General features: G+C 68.9%; 16 protein-coding genes. 4 read left to right on the forward strand and 12 right to left on the reverse strand.

Translation table 11 applies throughout. The features are described from left to right. Positions 1–8: 8 nt before the first annotated feature. From flgK to flgB, 11 genes are all read right to left on the reverse strand, one after another. The gene (flgK, locus tag CFB45_RS16910; protein ID WP_089426511.1) at positions 9–1,991 is read right to left on the reverse strand and encodes a flagellar hook-associated protein FlgK; all 1,983 of its coding nucleotides are present in this window, start codon (positions 1,989–1,991) and stop codon (positions 9–11) included. Between the two features lie 197 nt (positions 1,992–2,188). After that, on the reverse strand, positions 2,189–2,944 hold the full coding sequence (locus CFB45_RS16915) for a flagellar brake protein (RefSeq protein ID WP_089426512.1): 756 nt from the start codon (positions 2,942–2,944) through the stop codon (positions 2,189–2,191). Between the two features lie 220 nt (positions 2,945–3,164). After that, positions 3,165–4,148 (reverse strand): flagellar assembly peptidoglycan hydrolase FlgJ, encoded by a 984-nt coding sequence (flgJ, locus tag CFB45_RS16920; RefSeq protein ID WP_089426513.1) that lies wholly within the window; start codon positions 4,146–4,148, stop codon positions 3,165–3,167. Continuing rightward, complete coding sequence (locus CFB45_RS16925) at positions 4,149–5,327, reverse strand: flagellar basal body P-ring protein FlgI (RefSeq protein ID WP_089426671.1); 1,179 nt, start codon at positions 5,325–5,327, stop codon at positions 4,149–4,151. 5 nt (positions 5,328–5,332) lie between these two features. Beyond that, positions 5,333–6,025, reverse strand: coding sequence for a flagellar basal body L-ring protein FlgH (gene flgH / locus CFB45_RS16930; protein WP_069249068.1), 693 nt, complete (start codon positions 6,023–6,025; stop codon positions 5,333–5,335). Positions 6,026–6,045: 20 nt separating this feature from the next. Further along, the gene (gene flgG, locus CFB45_RS16935; RefSeq protein ID WP_089426514.1) at positions 6,046–6,834 is read right to left on the reverse strand and encodes a flagellar basal-body rod protein FlgG; all 789 of its coding nucleotides are present in this window, start codon (positions 6,832–6,834) and stop codon (positions 6,046–6,048) included. Positions 6,835–6,868: 34 nt separating this feature from the next. Further along, a complete protein-coding gene (gene flgF, locus CFB45_RS16940) occupies positions 6,869–7,627 on the reverse strand; it encodes a flagellar basal-body rod protein FlgF (protein WP_089426515.1) in 759 nt (252 codons plus the stop codon). Between the two features lie 19 nt (positions 7,628–7,646). Continuing rightward, entirely contained in the window at positions 7,647–8,888 is a 1,242-nt protein-coding gene (gene flgE / locus CFB45_RS16945) for a flagellar hook protein FlgE (RefSeq protein ID WP_089426516.1), read from the reverse strand. Positions 8,889–8,921: 33 nt separating this feature from the next. Beyond that, the gene (locus tag CFB45_RS16950) at positions 8,922–9,674 is read right to left on the reverse strand and encodes a flagellar hook assembly protein FlgD (RefSeq protein WP_089426517.1); all 753 of its coding nucleotides are present in this window, start codon (positions 9,672–9,674) and stop codon (positions 8,922–8,924) included. Between the two features lie 44 nt (positions 9,675–9,718). Next, positions 9,719–10,144 carry a flagellar basal body rod protein FlgC gene (gene flgC / locus CFB45_RS16955; RefSeq protein ID WP_011353470.1) on the reverse strand — a complete coding sequence of 142 codons (426 nt, stop codon included), beginning with the start codon at positions 10,142–10,144 and terminating at the stop codon, positions 9,719–9,721. A 40-nt stretch (positions 10,145–10,184) separates the two neighbouring features. After that, positions 10,185–10,673, reverse strand: a complete 489-nt coding sequence (flgB, locus tag CFB45_RS16960; protein ID WP_039369170.1) for a flagellar basal body rod protein FlgB — start codon at positions 10,671–10,673, stop codon at positions 10,185–10,187. 204 nt (positions 10,674–10,877) lie between these two features. Here flgB and flgA point away from each other — a divergent pair, with 204 nt between their 5' ends. The 4 genes from flgA to CFB45_RS16980 all read left to right on the forward strand — a co-directional run bounded on the left by flgA (position 10,878) and on the right by CFB45_RS16980 (position 14,647). Beyond that, the gene (flgA, locus tag CFB45_RS16965; RefSeq protein ID WP_089426518.1) at positions 10,878–12,167 is read left to right on the forward strand and encodes a flagellar basal body P-ring formation chaperone FlgA; all 1,290 of its coding nucleotides are present in this window, start codon (positions 10,878–10,880) and stop codon (positions 12,165–12,167) included. A gap of 118 nt (positions 12,168–12,285) precedes the next feature. Beyond that, positions 12,286–12,615, forward strand: a complete 330-nt coding sequence (gene flgM, locus CFB45_RS16970; RefSeq protein WP_089426519.1) for a flagellar biosynthesis anti-sigma factor FlgM — start codon at positions 12,286–12,288, stop codon at positions 12,613–12,615. Between the two features lie 70 nt (positions 12,616–12,685). Beyond that, a complete protein-coding gene (locus CFB45_RS16975; protein ID WP_089426520.1) occupies positions 12,686–13,126 on the forward strand; it encodes a flagella synthesis protein FlgN in 441 nt (146 codons plus the stop codon). Positions 13,127–13,291: 165 nt separating this feature from the next. Next, positions 13,292–14,647, forward strand: a complete 1,356-nt coding sequence (locus tag CFB45_RS16980; protein WP_089426521.1) for an SGNH/GDSL hydrolase family protein — start codon at positions 13,292–13,294, stop codon at positions 14,645–14,647. A gap of 19 nt (positions 14,648–14,666) precedes the next feature. Here the strand turns inward: CFB45_RS16980 and CFB45_RS16985 are convergent, their stop codons facing one another. Continuing rightward, positions 14,667–16,517: a M24 family metallopeptidase gene (locus CFB45_RS16985; RefSeq protein WP_089426522.1), complete on the reverse strand. Its 1,851-nt coding sequence runs from the start codon at positions 16,515–16,517 to the stop codon at positions 14,667–14,669. Between the last annotated feature and the right edge of the window lie 36 nt (positions 16,518–16,553).

Consider the following 16,553-nt stretch of genomic DNA (forward strand, 5'->3'; position numbering starts at 1 on the left):
GAATCCGGTCAATTGAACAGGCCGAGCACGGTCTGGAACAGCGTCGCCGCCGTCTGGATCACCTTCGCGTTCGCCTGGTAGAACTGCTGGTACTGCATCAGGTTGGCCGCTTCCTCGTTCGTGTTCACGCCCGACACCGACTGCTGCGCCTGGGTGATCTGGCCGATCAGCCCGGTCTGCGCGGCGCTCGACGATTTCAGCTGGGTCGTCGTGTTGCCGATGCCGTTCACGTAGCTCGCATACGCGCCCGTGAGCGTCGTCGTGCCGTTGCCGAACGCCTTCGAGTTGACCAGCTTCGACAGCGCGAGCGCGTTGGAGCCGTCGCTGGTGCCGCCCGCATACGGCCCAATCGTGAACGAGTCGCCGGTCGCCGGTGCGCCGGACAGCGTGACGCTCACGCCGTTGAGTGCGCCCGCGGCCGTTCCCGACATCGTCATCGTCGCGCCGGCCGCCGGGTCGTACGGGACGGTGTCCGTCGGGTTGTTGATCGTGACCGACGTCGGCGGCGTGGTGCCGATCGTCACCGTGGTGCCGACCGGGAAACCCGTCAGCGTCTTCGCCGTCGCGTCATAGGTCAGCTTGGTCGTCGGCACTTGATAGCCCGCGGTGACGCCGCCCAGCGTGATCTTGCCCGTGCCGGTGTTGGTGCTCGCCGCCGACGTGACGGCCGGCGAGGCCGCCGCGATCGCCAACGCACTCGTCGTGGCGAGGCCGAAGCCGTTCAGCGCGCCGCGCGTCGGCAGCACGGTGAACTTGTCACCGGCACTCATCGAGCCCGACGGGACCGAGAAATTCAGCCCGCCGAGCGAAACCGGCATCGGCCCCGCCTTCTGGTCGACCACCGCGCCGCTCGCGCGGTCGGTCAGCGTGTAGTTCGCGCCGTCGAAGGACAGCGTGTAGTCGCTCGTCGTCGGCTGCGACGCGTTCGCGAACGACACGGACAGCGACGCGTTGCCGGTATTGCCCTGGTTCGCGTACACGGTCGGCGACGGTGTCGAGAACAGGTTGCCGCCCTTGTTGCCCGACAGGTCGATGCCGAGCGCGTTCTGCGCGTTGACCTGCGCGGCGAAGCTGGTCGCGATCGCGCCGAGCTGGGCCTGGGCGGGGTCGAGCGTCTGGCTGCGGAACGCGAGCAGGCCGCCGAGCGTGCCGCCCGACAGCGACGAATCGGGCAACGGCTGGTTCGGCCCCTGCGGCTTCGCGCCGGCGATCCCCTGCGACACGACGGTCAGTTCGCTCGGATCCGACGGCGACGTGACGGCCGCCAGCTGGTAGCTCTTGTCGGCGACGACGAGCGGTTGGCCACCCGACATGAACACGCTGTAACCGCTGTCGTTGCGCACGACCTGGATACCGGCCAGGCCCGACAGGTTCGACACCGCGAGGTCGCGCTGGTCCAGCAGCTGGTTCGGCGGCTGCCCCTGGCTGCTCGCCGCCGCGATCTGCTGGTTCAGCTGCGCGATCTGCGCGGTGTACGTGTTGATCTGCGACACGGTGCTGGTGAGCTGCGTGTTCACGCTCTGGCGCAGCGCGTCGTACTGCTGGCCGGCCGCGTTGAGCTGGTTGGCCAGCGTCTGCGCGTTGCTGATCGCGGTCTGCCGCACCGACGGGTCGGACGCGTTGTTCGCGACGTTCTGCAGCCCGGTGAAGTAGTTCGTGATCCCGGTCGAGACCCCCGCCGTCGGGCTGCCGATGTAATTGTTCAGTTGCGCGACGAGCGTGTACCACGTCGACAGCGCGCCGCCCTGCGTCTGCGCGGTGTTCAGCTGGTCGCTCAGGTACTGGCTGTACTGCCGCTGCACGGTGACGGTGTTCACGCCTTGCGGCATGTAACCGCTGCCCGAGTATTGGCTGCTCGCTTCCGCATACACGGGCCGCTGGACCGAATAGCCGGGCGTCGCCGCGTTGCTGATGTTGTTGCTGGTCGTCGTGAGGCCCCAGAGCGCGGCATTCAGGCCGCTGACGCCGAGGTTCATGAGTGTGTTGGACATGCGCGATCCTGATGAGCCGGCCGCGCGTCGCGGCCGCCGGGTTGCGTGACTCCCGGTATAACGGCCGCCGATCGAAAAAATTGAGGAAAAAATGCACGCGCGACGCGCACGTGCGCGTCGCCGGTTCAGGCGTGCGGCCGAGGGTGCCGCAAACGCCGTGCGGGCCGCCCCGGGCGGGGCCGGCCGCCGCTTGCGCGTCAGGCCCGCGCGAGCGAGCGGCGCTTCATCTCGAGCTGCGTGATCAGCCGCTGCAGCGTGTTCTCCGCGCTGCCCGGCAGCGACATGTAGCGGAAGCCGAGCTGGTAGCGCCGCGACCCGTTCGGCATCTGCGTCGAACGCTGCGACACGAGCTGCAGGTCGAGCGACAGCTTGCCGTGGCCGGTCAGCTCGAGCTCGACGTCGGGCAGCAGCGTGCCGACCTCGAGCGCCTCGACGCGTTCGTCGGCCGTGCGCAGCCCCACGCCGCCGAGCGACAGGTTATGCACCTCGAACAGGAAGCTTTCGCCGTCCGGCAGCTTGCCGCGGCACAGGAACGGATCGACGATCGGCGCATCGACGCGGAAATATTCGCGGCGCTGGATGCACGTCAGGACGTCGGGGAAATCGGCGACGAACGCGGGCAGCCCCTCGTAGCGCGTCTCGCGCGGCGTGCCCGTGGAGAATTCGACGCGCACGCCCTCCGGCGCGGCCGCGAACGTACAGTGCGACGCGCCGAGGATGCTGGCGTTCTGCTCCGCCAGCGCACCCCAGTCGAACGTAAACGTCCGCGCACCGACAGCCACCTCGAGCAGGCGCGTGACGAGCTGGCCGCCCGGGTACTGGACGGTCAGGAAATCGCCGCGATTGACGAGGTTGCGCAGCTGCACGCCGATTTCCAGCGGATTGCGGCGGGCATAGTCGGGCCCGGAGTGGCCTGCATCCAGGCTGGGGTCCGTCGACGTTTCGATATTCATGGCTAGCCGGTCATTCTTGTCATGGGCGCCCGGGCAACCGGTGCGCAATAAAACCGGGCCAGAACGGGGGCCCGGTCGCAGGTCTCTCACACTTAGCGGCAGTGCTGACCGAAAGTTTAGATCGAATTGGGGATTTTTTTCGCGCAAACGTTGAAACCGCGCGCGGCGGGCTGCCGGGCGCGGTCCAGAGGGTGCAACAGGCGGGAGCCGACGGGGGCCGTCAGCCGATCTGCTGCATGATCGAGATCAGCTTTTTCGCGTAGTTCGGGTCGGTCGCGTAGCCGGCCTTCTGCATCCCGTACGCGAAGCCTTCGACGCTGCGGCTCGCGCTCAGCACGCCCGAGTAGCGCGGGTTGTTCTTCAGCAGGTTCGCGTAATCGGTCATCGCGTGCTCGTACGAATCGTACGCGCGGAATTTCGCGACCACGCGGCGCGGCGTGCCGTTCACGTATTCCGTGGTCAGCGCCGACACCGTGCGGCCGGTCCAGCCCTTGGTCGCCTTGATGCCGAACACGTTGTAGCTCGTCGAGCCGTCGGTCGCGCGGATCTCGCGCTTGCCCCAGCCCGATTCGAGCGCGGCCTGGCCGACGATGAAGCGCGCCGGGATGCCGGTCGACGCGCTGGCCGCCTGCGCGGGGGCCGCGAGCCGGTCGACGAACGCGTCGGCGTCCTGCACGCCGCTCGCGCCCTTCAGCGGCGGCGTCAGCGCGCTGCCGGCCGAATAGCCGCGCGTGCCGGCAAGCCCGCCGTTGTTGGCCGAGTTCGCGTAGGCCTTCGCCATCGCGTTCATCGCGGCGAGGCCACCTTCGTTGCCGGACGCGCCGAAGCCGGCCGCGCCCAGCCCGGCCGCGCCGACGTCGGCCGCCGAATCGCTGCCCGCGCCCTGCCCCGCATTGCGCAGCAGCTGCTTCATCAGCGCGTCGGCCACGCCGATCCCGCGCGTCGACATCTGCTGCGCGAGCTGCTGGTCGAGCATCGACGTGTACATCTTCGACGTATGCGAATCGAACAGCCCGCCGTCGGGCGATGCGTCGCGCATGCTCTTGAGCATCATCTGCGTGAACATCGCGTCGAACTGGCCGGCGACCGCCTTCGCGCCGGCCCGCGGCGATTGCTTCGCCTGCTCGCGCAGGGCGTCGAAACCCTGCACGTCGAGCGCAAAGCGCTGCGTGAGGTCGTTCGCGTTCGGGAGACTGGCTGTCATTTAGATGATCTCCAGGTCGGCGCGCAGCGCGCCGGCGGCCTTCATCGCCTGCAGGATCGACATCAGGTCCGCGGGCGTCGCGCCGAGCGTGTTCAGCGCCTTCACGACGTCGGCGAGATTCGCGCCGGCCGTCACCATTTTCAGCGCGCCGTTGTCCTGCTTCAGCTGGATCTGCGACTGCTGCGCCACCACCGTCTGCCCGTTCGAGAACGGCCCCGGCTGCGACACGACCGGCTGCGTGTTGACCACGACCGACAGGTTGCCGTGCGCGACCGCGCAGCTCTGCAGCGTGACCATCTGGTTCATCACGATCGAGCCGGTGCGCGCGTTCAGGATCACCTTCGCCGCGGCCTTGTCCGGGCTGACGTCGAGGTTCTGCAGCCGCGCCATGAACGCGACCTGCTGCGCCGAATCGGCCGGCGCGGCGAGCTGGATCGTGCGGCCGTCGAGCGCCGTCGCGGTGCCCGGGCCGAAGCTCGAGTTGACCGCGGACACGATCCGCTGCGCGGTGCCGTAGTCCATGTCGTTCAGTTGCAGCTGCAGCACGCCGTTCATCTGCGCGATCGCGTTCGGCACCGAACGCTCGACGATCGCGCCGCCGACGATCCGGCCGGCCGCGAGCTGGTTCACCTGCACGCGGCTGCCGTTCGCGCTGGCGCCGGCGCCGCCGACCGCCATGTTGCCCTGCGCGAGCGCGTAGACCTGGCCGTCCGCGCCTTTCAGCGGCGTCAGCAGCAGCGTGCCGCCGCGCAGGCTCTTCGCGTTGCCGAGCGACGACACGGTGACGTCGAGCGCCTCGCCCGGCCGCGCGAACGGCGGCAGCGTGGCGGTCACCATCACGGCCGCGACGTTCTTCAGCTGCATGTTGCTCAGCTGCGACGCGCCGCCGTTGGCCGACCCGTTGTTGATCGAGATGCCGAGGTTCGCGAGCATGTTCGCGAGCGTCTGCGTGGTGAACGGCGTCTGCATCGTCTGGTCGCCCGTGCCGTCGAGGCCGACGACGAGGCCATAGCCGATCAGCGGGTTGTCGCGCACGCCCTGGATCTGCGCGAGATCCTTCAGGCGCTCCGCGTGCGCGGGCGCCGCGCCGAATGCGCAGGCCATCGCCACGAGCGCGACGGCGAGCCGCGCGGCGGCATGCGCGCGGGCCGAGAGGCGGTCGAGAAGCGTCTTCTGCATCGTCATCACCACGGCGCGATGTTGAGGAAGAAACGCTGCAGCCAGCCCATCGTCTCGGCTTCGTTGATGTAGCCCTTCGACGAGTATTCGATCTTCGCGTCGGCGACCTGCGTCGAGTAGACGGAGTTCGCGCCCGAGATCGTGTTCGGGTTCACGACACCCGAGAAGCGCACGAATTCGTTGCCCTGGTTGATCAGCATCTGCTTCTCGCCGCTGACCACGAGGTTGCCGTTCGGCAGCACGTTGGTGACGGTCACCGTGATCGTGCCGTTGAACGTGTTCGCCGCGCTGGCGCCGCCGGTCGCCGCGAACTTGTTGTTGCCGGCCGCCGACAGGTTCGCCTTCGCGAACAGCCCGCCGAGGAAGCCGGCCGTCGGCACGTTGAAGTCGGTGTTGCCCTGCCGGTTCGTGTTCGCGCCCGACGACTTGGTCGCGTTGATGTTCTCCGCGATCATGATCGTCAGGATGTCGCCGACGTTGCGCGGACGCTGATCCTCGAAGAGCGGCCGCCCCGCGTAGCCGGGGTTGTAGATCGAGCCGGGCGCCTGCATCGACATCGGCGTCGGCGGCTGCGCCGTCATCGGCTGCTGGATGATCGGATCGCGCGGAATCTGCGCGCAACCGGCGGCGAACGCCGCCACCGCGACCGCGCATGCGGCGCGGACGGTGGCTGACGGGAGGAGGCGAACCTGCTTCATGGCGACGGCGGGTGTTCCGGTTAGCTCTTCATCTGCGTGACGGTCTGCAGCATCTGGTCGGACGTCGTCACGGCCTTGCTGTTGATCTCGTAGGCACGCTGCGTCTGGATCATGTTGACGAGCTCCTGCACGACGTTCACGTTCGACGCTTCGACGTAGTTCTGGTTGAGCGTGCCCGCGCCGTTCAGCCCCGGTTGCGATACGTTCGGCGCGCCCGACGACGTCGTCTCGGAGAACAGGTTCTCGCCGCGCGCCTCGAGGCCGGCCGGGTTGATGAAGGTCGCGACCTGCAGCGAGCCGATCTGCACCGAATTGGTCGAGCCCGCCTGCGTGACCGTCACGACGCCGTCCTTGCCGATGGTCAGCGACGTCGCGTTCTGCGGGATCGTGATCGCCGGCAGGACCTGGTAGCCGCTCGACGTGACGAGCTGGCCCTGCGCGTTGGTCTGGAACGCGCCGTCGCGTGTGTAGGCGTTCGTGCCGTCCGGCATCACCACCTGGAAGAAGCCGGCGCCGTTGATCGCGACGTCCTTCGCGTTGCCGGTCTGCGTGAGGCCGCCCTGCGTGTACCGGCGCTCGGTCGCGACCTGCTGCACGCCGGTGCCGAGCTGCAGGCCCGACGGCAATTCCGTCTGCTGCGTCGAGTTCGCGCCCGGCTGGCGGATGGTCTGGTACAGCAGATCCTCGAACACCGCGCGCGACGCCTTGAAGCCGTTCGTGCTGGTGTTCGCGAGGTTGTTCGAAATCACGTCCATCTGCGCTTGCTGCGCATTCATGCCGGTGGCGGCAATGTAGAGCGAACGGTTCACTTGTCAGTTCTCCTGCGTAGGCTGGCGCGGGCGCTCAGCTGAAATTGAGCAGCTGGTTCGCCGTCTGCTCGTTCTGGTCGGCCGTCTGGATCAGCTTCGACTGAAGCTGGAACGCGCGCGCGTTGTCGATCATCGCGACCATCGCGGTCACCGGGTTGACGTTGCTGCCTTCGAGCGAATTCGGCGTGACGACCACGTTCGGGTCGGCGTCGGCCGGATTGCCGTCGGCGGTGCGGAACAGCCCGTCGTTGCCGCGCGTGAGCGTGGCCGGGTCGGGGTTCACGAGCTTCATCTGGTCGACGATCGCGACCGCCGTCGGCGGGTCGCCCGGCATCAGCGCGGAAATCGTGCCGTCCTTGCCGATCGTCACTTCCGCGTTCGGCGGCACCGAAATCGGGCCGCCATTGCCGACCACCGGCAGGTTGCTCGCGTTGACGAGCTGGCCGTTCTCGTCGACGTGCAGGTTGCCGGCGCGCGTGTACGCCTCGCTGCCGTCGGCCGCCTGCACCGCCAGCCAGCCCGCGCCCTGCACGGCGACGTCGAGCGGGTTGCCGGTGCGCGTGATCGGACCGGGCGTGTAGTCGGCGCCGGGCGTCGACGCGAGCACGTAGGTGCGCGTCGTCGTCGGGTCGCTCGTGCTGCCGTCGCCGAAATTCATCGGCACCGCGCGATACGTCGCGAGCTGCGCGCGAAAGCCCGTCGTCGACGCGTTCGCGAGGTTGTTCGCGACCACCGCCTGCTGGTCGAGCGACTGCGACGCACCCGTCATCGCCGTGTAGATCAGTCGGTCCATGGCTGCCCGTTGTCCGCGCTTACAGGTTGATGATCGTCTGGTCGACGGCCTGCTGCGTCTTGATCGTCTGCGCGTTCGCCTGGTAGTTGCGCTGCGCGGTGATCAGGTTGACGAGCTGCGACGTGAGGTCGACGTTCGAGTTTTCCAGCGCGCTGCCCTGCAGCTTGCCGTGGTTCGTGCTGCCCGGCGCCGAGATCTGCGGCACGCCCGACGCGGAGCTTTCCGCGTACTGGTTGCCGCCGAGGCTCACCAGCCCGTTCGGGTTGTTGAAGTTCGCGAGCGCGATCTGGCCGAGCACGGCGGTCTGGCCGTTCGAGTAGTTGCCGGTCAGCTTGCCGTCGGCGCCGATCGTGTAGGTCGTCAGCGTGCCGCTCGCGTAGCCGTCCTGCGCGAGGTTGTTCACGCCGTTCTTGCCTCCGTACTGCGTCGTGCCGGTCAGGTCGAGCGTGAGGCTCTGCGGCGTCGCCGAGCCGTCGGTGTTCGGCACCGTGAACTGGAACTGGCCGACCGACGTGGTCGGCGCGGGCGGCGTGCCCGTGGTCGTGCTCTTGATCGCGCCCGACGCGTCGAACGTGACCGTGCCGAGATCCGACGTGGCGCCGCCCTGCACGCCCGCGTACGCTTCCCACGTGCCGGCCGCGGACTTCACGAAGTACATGTTGACCGCCTGCGAACCGCCGAGCGAGTCGTACACCTGGATCGACGTCGAGTAGTTGTAGGTCGTGTTGTCGGTCGCGCTGAACGGCGTCTTGGCCGGCACCGTGTCCTGCGAGTTCAGGTTGAACTGCGCGGCGATCTTGGTCGTCGCGGTCGGCGCGATGTTGGTCGTCGGCGCCTGCAGCGGCACGGTCTGCGCGGTGTTGATCACGCCGCCCCCGTTGGCTGCGTAGCCCATCAGGTTACGGCCCTGCGAGTCGACGATGAAGCCGTTCTTGTCGCGCTGGAACGTGCCGTCGCGCGAGTAGGTCGTCACGCCGTTGTTCGACATCTGGAAGAAGCCGTTGCCGTTGATCGCGACGTCGAGCGACGAGCTCGTCGTGTTGATCGTGCCCTGGCCGAAGTTCTGCTGCACCGCGTTCAGCGACGTGCCGATACCGATCTGCGTGTTGGTCGACGTCGCGACCGAGTTCGCATACATGTCGGCGAACTGCGCGGTGCTCGACTTGAAGCCGACCGTGTTCGCGTTCGCGATGTTGTTGCCGATCACGTCGAGCGCGTTCGATGCACCCGCGAGGCCGCTCAGACCCTGTTGATAACCCATTTCGGTCTCCGTTTCGAGATTGCTCGATCAGTATCAGTTGGAGGTGGTGCCGCTGCCGGATGGCGACGACGCGGTGGTGTTCGGGAAAATCGACGCAACCTGGGTCAACCCCACGGTCGTGCCGTTCGACAGCACGAGCCCCGCCGTGCCGTCCGCCTGCTTGATCACGCTCTGCACGGTCGACGCCGCGAGCGTCGTGGCCGGCTGCGGCGTGCCGTTGCTGTCGGTGTACGACGCGCTGACGGTGTACTTGCCGTCCGGCAGGGCGTTGCCCGCCGCGTCGGTCGGCGTCCAGTTGAACGGCACGGTGCCGGCCGACTGCGCGCCCGCGTTGATCGTGTTCACCACGGTGCCCGCCGCGTTCTTCACGGTGATCGTCAGGTTCGACACCGAATTCGCGAGCGACACGCCGAACGGCGACGCCGCGCCGCTCTTCACCGCGACCGCGTTGCCCGGCGCGAGCACGTTCGTGCCGATCAGCAGCGCGGCCTGCGTCTGCTGGCCGGCCGTGAGCTGCGAAGACAGCGACGTGAGCGACGTGTTCAGCTGCGCGATGCCGCTCACCGTGTTGATCTGCGCGAGCTGCGACGTCATCTGCGAGCTGTCGACCGGGCTGGTCGGATCCTGGTTCTGCAGCTGCGTGACGAGCAGCTTCAGGAACGTCGCCTGCAGGTCGCTCGCCGACGTGCCGTTGGTCGACGACACTTTGTTGGTGTTCATCGTGTCGGTCGGCAGGTTCGACACGTTGGTGCCGTTGCTGCCGATCGTCGTGTTGGAGGAAGTCATCCTGGGTGGCCTTCTGTCGGGTCGGTAAGGTCGGTCGGCGCGGCTTACGAGCCGATCGTCAGCGTCTTGAGCATCAGCGTCTTCGCGGTGTTCAGCGTCTCGACGTTGGCCTGGTACGAGCGCGATGCCGAGATCATGTTCACCATCTCCTGCACCGGATCGACGTTCGGCATCTGCACGTAGCCGTTCGAATCGGCGGCCGGGTTCGACGGGTCGTAGGTCGACTTCATCGGCGACGGGTCGTCCATCACCTTCGTCACGCGCACGCCGCCCACGCCCTGGCCGGACGCGGTGCGCGCGCCGCCGATCGGGTCGGTCGCGAACACGACCTGCTTGGCCTTGTACGGCTTGCCGTCGGGGCCGGTCGCGCTGTCGGCGTTCGCGAGGTTCGACGCGGTGACGTTCAGGCGCTGCGACTGCGCGGACAGCGCCGAGCCGGCGACGCCGAAGATGTTCATCAACGAAGGCATGGAAGCTCCTTTTGCTCGGATTCGGCGGCGGTGCGCGCCATCACTGGTTCGACGTGATCGCGGCGATCATCGCCTTGATCTGCTGGGTCATCACGGTCATCCCGGTCTGGTAGTGCAGCGCGTTGTTCGCGAACTGCACGCGCTCGACGTCGAGATCGACCGTGTTGCCGTCGAGCGCCGGCTGCAGCGGCATCCGGTACTGCGCACGGCCGTAGTCGTCCGACGGGCCGCCCGTCGGGATCAGCTTCGCGGTGCCGGCCATGTGGCCCGCCGCCGTCGACACCATCGACATCCCGTTCGTCACGCCGGCCGGCTGCGCCATCGGCAGTTGCGCCGCGTTGCTCGGCGCGAGGCCGCCGCCCGCCTGCTTCAGCGAGCGTGCGAGCGTCGACGCGAAATCGACGTCGCGGGCCTGGTAGCCGGGCGTGTCGGAGTTCGCGATGTTCGACGACAGCAGTTCCTGCCGGTAGGCGCGCACGTCCAGCGCCTGTCGGCCGAACGCGAATTCCGCATCGAGTTTGTCCAGCATGTGTGCGTCTCTCCGTATGAAGCGCTGCACGCCCCTCGCGCCGGATGGCGACTCGAGAGGCTTTTTTCCATGACAGCGATGGTAGGCGTCGGACGCAACCGGCAATCGGGCGAATAACGCGGCAAAGGCCCCCTCTATTCATCGTTTGCGCGACCGCCCCGCTCCCTAGAATGCGAAGCGGAGCAACGGATCGGGGATACGGCGATGACTGGCAGCGCACTTCGCGGAAGGAACGGGCGGCTCACGCACGTCCGGCGTGCGTTTGCGCTCGCCGCGGCGCTGTGGATCGCCGCCCCGGCCGCGCACGCGGACGACGCGATGATCGTGATTCCGGGGCGCGGCGAGACGGCCGAAACCGCGCTCGCGCACGCCAATGCGGCGAGCGGCGGGCAGTTCGGCGGGAATGCGGCGAACGGCGCGAATGCGGCGACGGCGCCGGGTTCGGGCCTGGCGCCGGACACGGGTCGTGCCGCGAGCGGCGCGGGTGCGGGTGCCGCCGGCGCGTCCGGCGCCGGCTACGCGGCGCAACCGGCCGGCACGATGGTCGTGACGACCGTCCCGCCGCCGGCTCCTGCGCCAGCCGCAGCGCCGCGCCCTGTCTATGCAGCCGCCCGCATGAATGCCGGAACCGGATATGGCGCGCCGCGCGCCGCCGATCCGAACGCGATCGCGACGGTCGTCGCCGGCACGGCCGAACCCGCATCGAATCCCGTACGGCCGGCCCCGCAGCCGGCCATGACCGCGCGCCTGGCGGCGGCTCGCGCCGCGTCCGCCGCGCCGGCGCCGCGCGCCGTCCCGGTTTCCTCGAACCCAGCCCCGGCGGCCAATGCCGCCAATGCCGCCACCGCGGCCCAGCCCGCGACACCGCCCGGCCAGCAGGATCCCGAGTCGATCCGCCGCACGGCCCTCGCCTTCCTGCAGCAGCAGGTCGCGGGCCTGCCCGGCAAGACCACCACGACGGTCACGACCGCGTTTCCGCGCGGGCTCGCCGCGTGCACGACGCTCGAGCCGTTCATGCCCACCGGCGCGCGCCTGTGGGGCCGCACGACGGTCGGCGTGCGCTGCGCGGGCGAACGGCCGTGGACCGTCTACCTGCAGGCGAAAGTCACCGTGCAGGCCACCTACTACGTCGCCGCGCGCCAGATCGCGCCCGGCGAGCCGCTTTCCGCGGCCGACCTGGTCGCCCGCGACGGCGACCTGACGGTGCTGCCGCTCGCGGTGATCACCGATCCGGCGCAGGCGATCGGCGCGACCGCGCTCGCGCGCATCTCGGCCGGGCTGCCGCTGCGGCAGGACCTGCTGAAGAGCGCGGCGTCGGTGTCGGCCGGCCAGACGGTGCGGGTGGTCGCGGCCGGGCCCGGTTTCACGATTTCGGCCGAGGGCAGCGCGCTGGCGAATGCGGCGCCCGGCCAGTCGGTGCGGGTACGGATGGCGGCAGGGCAGATCGTCACGGCGATCGTCAAGGACGCCGGCACCGTGGAAATTCCGCTATAGGGACGGATCTCACGGCAAGAATGTAAAGAATTGTTTATTCGGAGCATTTCGGGCTCGCGATGCTAAAGTTCGGGCCGACCCGGCCGTTATCTGGGTCAAACCGAACAGGAAACCCATCGTGAAGATCGATTCCACTCCGAACCCGAGCCCCCTGGCGCCGACCGGCAACGGCGCGACCCGTGCGCAATCCGGCACGGCCTCGTCTTCGTCCGCGCAGGCGGCCGATGCGGGGTCGACCGGCGGCGACCGGAGCGTGAACCTGTCGGGTCTGTCCGGCCAGTTGCGCTCGGTATCCGCGTCCGGCAACGGCGATATCGACACGGGCCTGGTCCAGTCGATCAAGGACGCGCTGAACAACGGCACGCTGACGATCGACGCGAACAAGATCGCCGACGGCGTATTGAATACCGCCCGAGAGCTGCTGCAGCAGCAGCGCCCGGGCAACTGAAGCGGGCCTCGCGAGGCCCGCCCCCCCGGTTTGCCGGCGCTACCCGCGCCGGCGCGACGAGCATGACGCGATGAGAGAAGAGCTGCTGGCCACGGTCAACGACGAACACGCGACGGTCGAAGCGTTCGCGTCCCTGCTTGCGTACGAGGAAAAGGCGCTGACGACGGCGCAGCCGCTCGAGATGCTGCCCGGGATCGTTGAGAAGAAAAGCGAGCTGATCGACCGGCTCGCGCAGCTCGAACGCACGCGCGACACCCAGCTTTCCGCACTCGGCTTTCCGGCCGGCAAGAAGGGGATGGACCAGGCCGCCGAGCGCGATGCCCGCCTCGCCGGCCGCTGGCAGTTGCTGCAGCAGTCCGCCGAACGCGCGCGCCAGGCCAATGCGAACAACGGGATGCTGATCCGGATCCGGATGGACTACAACGAGCGCGCGCTCGCGGTACTGCGCTCGGCGCCCGCGCCGGCCGGCATCTACGGCGCCGATGGCCGTGTGTCGGCCCTCACGCGCTGAAGCACTGACTGACTGATCGGCGGCAGCGCCGCCACCGTACTCCCCCGCCGTTCGCGGCACGCCACGTTTCGACAGACCGGGCCCGAGCCCGGCACCCACGGTCCCTTCCGATACACGGTCGCGCAGCCGCGCGCCGTCCCGTCACAACAATCAGAAGAGGGCCGCATGCCATATTTCCGCATTCCGTTTTCATCCCGCGTCGCCGCCGTGTCCGCTGTCGCCACGCTGGGCGCCGCCTTGACGCTCCCCGCCGCGCAGGCCGCCGGCCCCGCGCCGCTGCCCACGCCGACGGGCGACATGTCGCTGTCGCCGGCCGGCCCCGACGTCGTGCCGCCGTCCGCATCGAGCCCGCCAGGCGCCACGCCGCGCGCGTCCCGCCGCGGCTCCGACACCTACACGTACCTGCGCTGCTGGTACCGGATCGACGCGGACCCGCTGAAGCCGGCCGCGACCTACGAATGGGCGCGCAACCCGGCCGGCGGCGACTGGTATCGCGTGTCCGGCTACTGGTGGGCGGACGGCATCACGCAGTGGAAGAACATGTTCTACAGCACGACGCCGCAGGACACGCTCGCCGACGTGTGCCGCAAGACGCTGGCCGCGAAAGGCATCAAGACCGACCTCGTGCAGGCGGTCGCGGCGAACAACGCGCTGTCGTTCAACTACACGGTGTGGACCATCGACGCCGCGCAGCAGGACGCGCGCGTCAACAAGCTGATCGTGTTCGGCGACAGCCTGTCCGACACGCAGAACATGTTCAACGCGAGCCAGTGGAAGCTGCCGAACGGCACGAGCTGGAATGCGGGGCGCTTCAGCAACGGCCCGGTGTGGGCCGAATATCTCGCGAACGCGTTGCGGCTGCCGTTCTACAACTGGGCGATCGGCGGCGCGGCGACCGACCAGTACCTCGTCGTGCCGGGCCTCGTGCAGCAGATCGATTCGTGGCGCGAATACATGGATCGCGCGCCGGACTACCGGCCCGCCAACACGCTGTTCGCGGTGTTCGCGGGCGGCAACGACCTGGTGAACTACGGGCGCTCGCCCGAACAGGCGGCGAATGCGGTGCGCGACAGCCTCGAGCGGCTCGCCGCGGCCGGCGCGACGCGGATCATGCTCGTCACGCTGCCGGACGTGTCGCGCGCGCCGGTGTTCGCGACCCGCACCGACACCGCGAGCGTGGCCGCGCAGGTGAAGGACTACAACCAGCGCCTCGCGGACGCGGCCGCCGCGCTGCGCGCCCGCTACGGCGCGACGTTGCGGCTCGAGGTGTTCGATGCGTATGCGTTGTTCGACGACCTGCTGAGCCACCCGGCCCAGTATGGCTTCGACGATGCGAAGCGTTCGTGCCTCGACATCCCGAAACCGTCGTCGCTCACCTACCTGGGCGCGCAGACGCCGCGTGCGGACTGCCGTGACCCGGCGCGCTTCGTGTTCTGGGACACGCTGCACCCGACCACGCGCACGCACGCGTGGCTCGCCGAGCGGATCGCGCCGTTCGTGCGGGCACGCCTGCTGAACTGACCGGCGCGGGCGGCCGTGCCTACAGCAGCGGACACGCGGTGACCTGCGTGCCGCGCTCCACGCACAGCCGCTCGTAGTCGCGCAGGTACGCGCGCTCGTCGTCGTCCAGCAGGTCGAGATCGATCAGGTCCCAGTCGTAGCCGACCGTCACGATGTTCTCGAACGTGACGGTGTCCGGCTGCGCGTCGTCTTGGCGGATGATCACGATGTTCTCGATCCGCACGCCGCCCTTGCCCGGCACATAGATGCCCGGCTCGACCGAGATCACCGCATTCGGCACGAGCCCGTACTTGGCGCCCGGCGCGAACCGCACGCCGCCCTCGTGCACGTGGATCCCGACGCCGTGCCCGGTGCCGTGGCCGAAATCGTGGCCGTGGTCGCGGCACACCTGCCGCACGAGCGCATCGACGTCGCCGCCCGTCGCGGTGCTCGGAAAGCGCGTGACGAGCCCCTTGATGCAGGCCTTCAGCGCGACCGTGTAGATCTCGCGCTGCCACGGCTGCGCGACCGTTTCCGGCCGGGTCCGGCGCAGCACCACACGGGTGCAGTCCGTCGCGAAGCCGGCTTCGTAGTACGCGCCGCTGTCGAGCAGCACGAGTTCGCCTTCCGTCAGCTCGACGTCCGCGCTCGCCGCGGTGTAATGCGCGAACGCGCTGTTCGCGCCGTTCGCCGCGATCGACGGAAACGTCAGCGCCACCGCCGAGCGTGCGCCGTACGCGTCGTTGATCGTGCGAGCCAGATCGTATTCGGTGTGGCGCGCGCCCGGCTCGCCGGCCTTCGCCCAGCGCATCGTCTCGGCGATCGCCGCGGAGCTGCGCGCGAACGCGTCGCGGAACTGGTCGAGCACCGCCGGCGTCTTGCTGGCCCGCATCGCCTCGACCGGGTTGAAGTCGGCCTGCCGCGCGTGCGGCCACACCCGCTTCACCGCGTCGACGAGCGCGCAGTTCACCGACTCGAAGCCGTAGCACACGTGCTCGACGTCGAACTGCGCGAGAAAGCGCTCGAGCGCCGCGACATCGCGCCGGATCACGTGCAGCGCCGGATACGACGCGAGCGTGACCTCGCAGCGGTCGCAGCCTTCCGGCAGGAACAACGCCACCTGGCCGCCGACCGCGAACAGGAAGCCGAGGTGCGACGACGCATTCGGGATGTGATAGCCGCGGCTGTTCAGCAGGTACGCGAGATCGTCCGACGCGCAGGTGAAGAACGCGGTCTTGCCGTCCGGCGCGCCGGTATGCGCGGCGAGCCGGCGGTTCAGCGTGTCGAGGTTCTGCGCAACGCTCAGGCCGGTCGCCGACTCAGGCACTTCGAAGATCGGCCGCTCGACGACCCAGCCCGGCAGCGCGATCGCGCGATCGATCTCCCGGTCGACGAGGCTCGTCCAGTCGAGCGACGCGGCCTGCGTCTGTTCGAACAGACGATCGCGCTGCGCGACGCTGACCCGCCGCGCGTCGTAGCCGACCCGCGCGAGCCGGCTGCCGTGCGCGACCAGCCAGTCGGCCATCGCCTGCCAGATCGTCACGTTCATCCCGAGCTTCTCGATGCGCACGCGCGCCGGATCGCACTGCTGCTCGGCCTGCAGGTGATAGCGGCCGTCGACGAACAGCACGAACGGGGGCAGATCGAGTGCCTGCGCGGTCGCCGCGCTCAGGAAGATCCCGCAGCCGGCCGAGCCGTCGAAACCCGACACCGCGTAGCGCGGATTGTTGGCGAGCGGCAGGTACTCGGTCACGTATTCGTCCTGCGACGTGACCAGCACCGCGTCGAGCCGCGCCGCATCGAGCAGGCGCGACAGGCCCGCCTGCGTGTCGACGACGGATGCGTCGTACGGGGGAAGGCCGGAGAAGCTGTATTTCAGTCGATCGATCATCGGAAGCCCGTTATGCATTGTTGTCGGCGGCCGGCG

This window comes from Burkholderia sp. HI2500 (genome assembly GCF_002223055.1).
Taxonomy (GTDB): Bacteria; Pseudomonadota; Gammaproteobacteria; order Burkholderiales; family Burkholderiaceae; genus Burkholderia.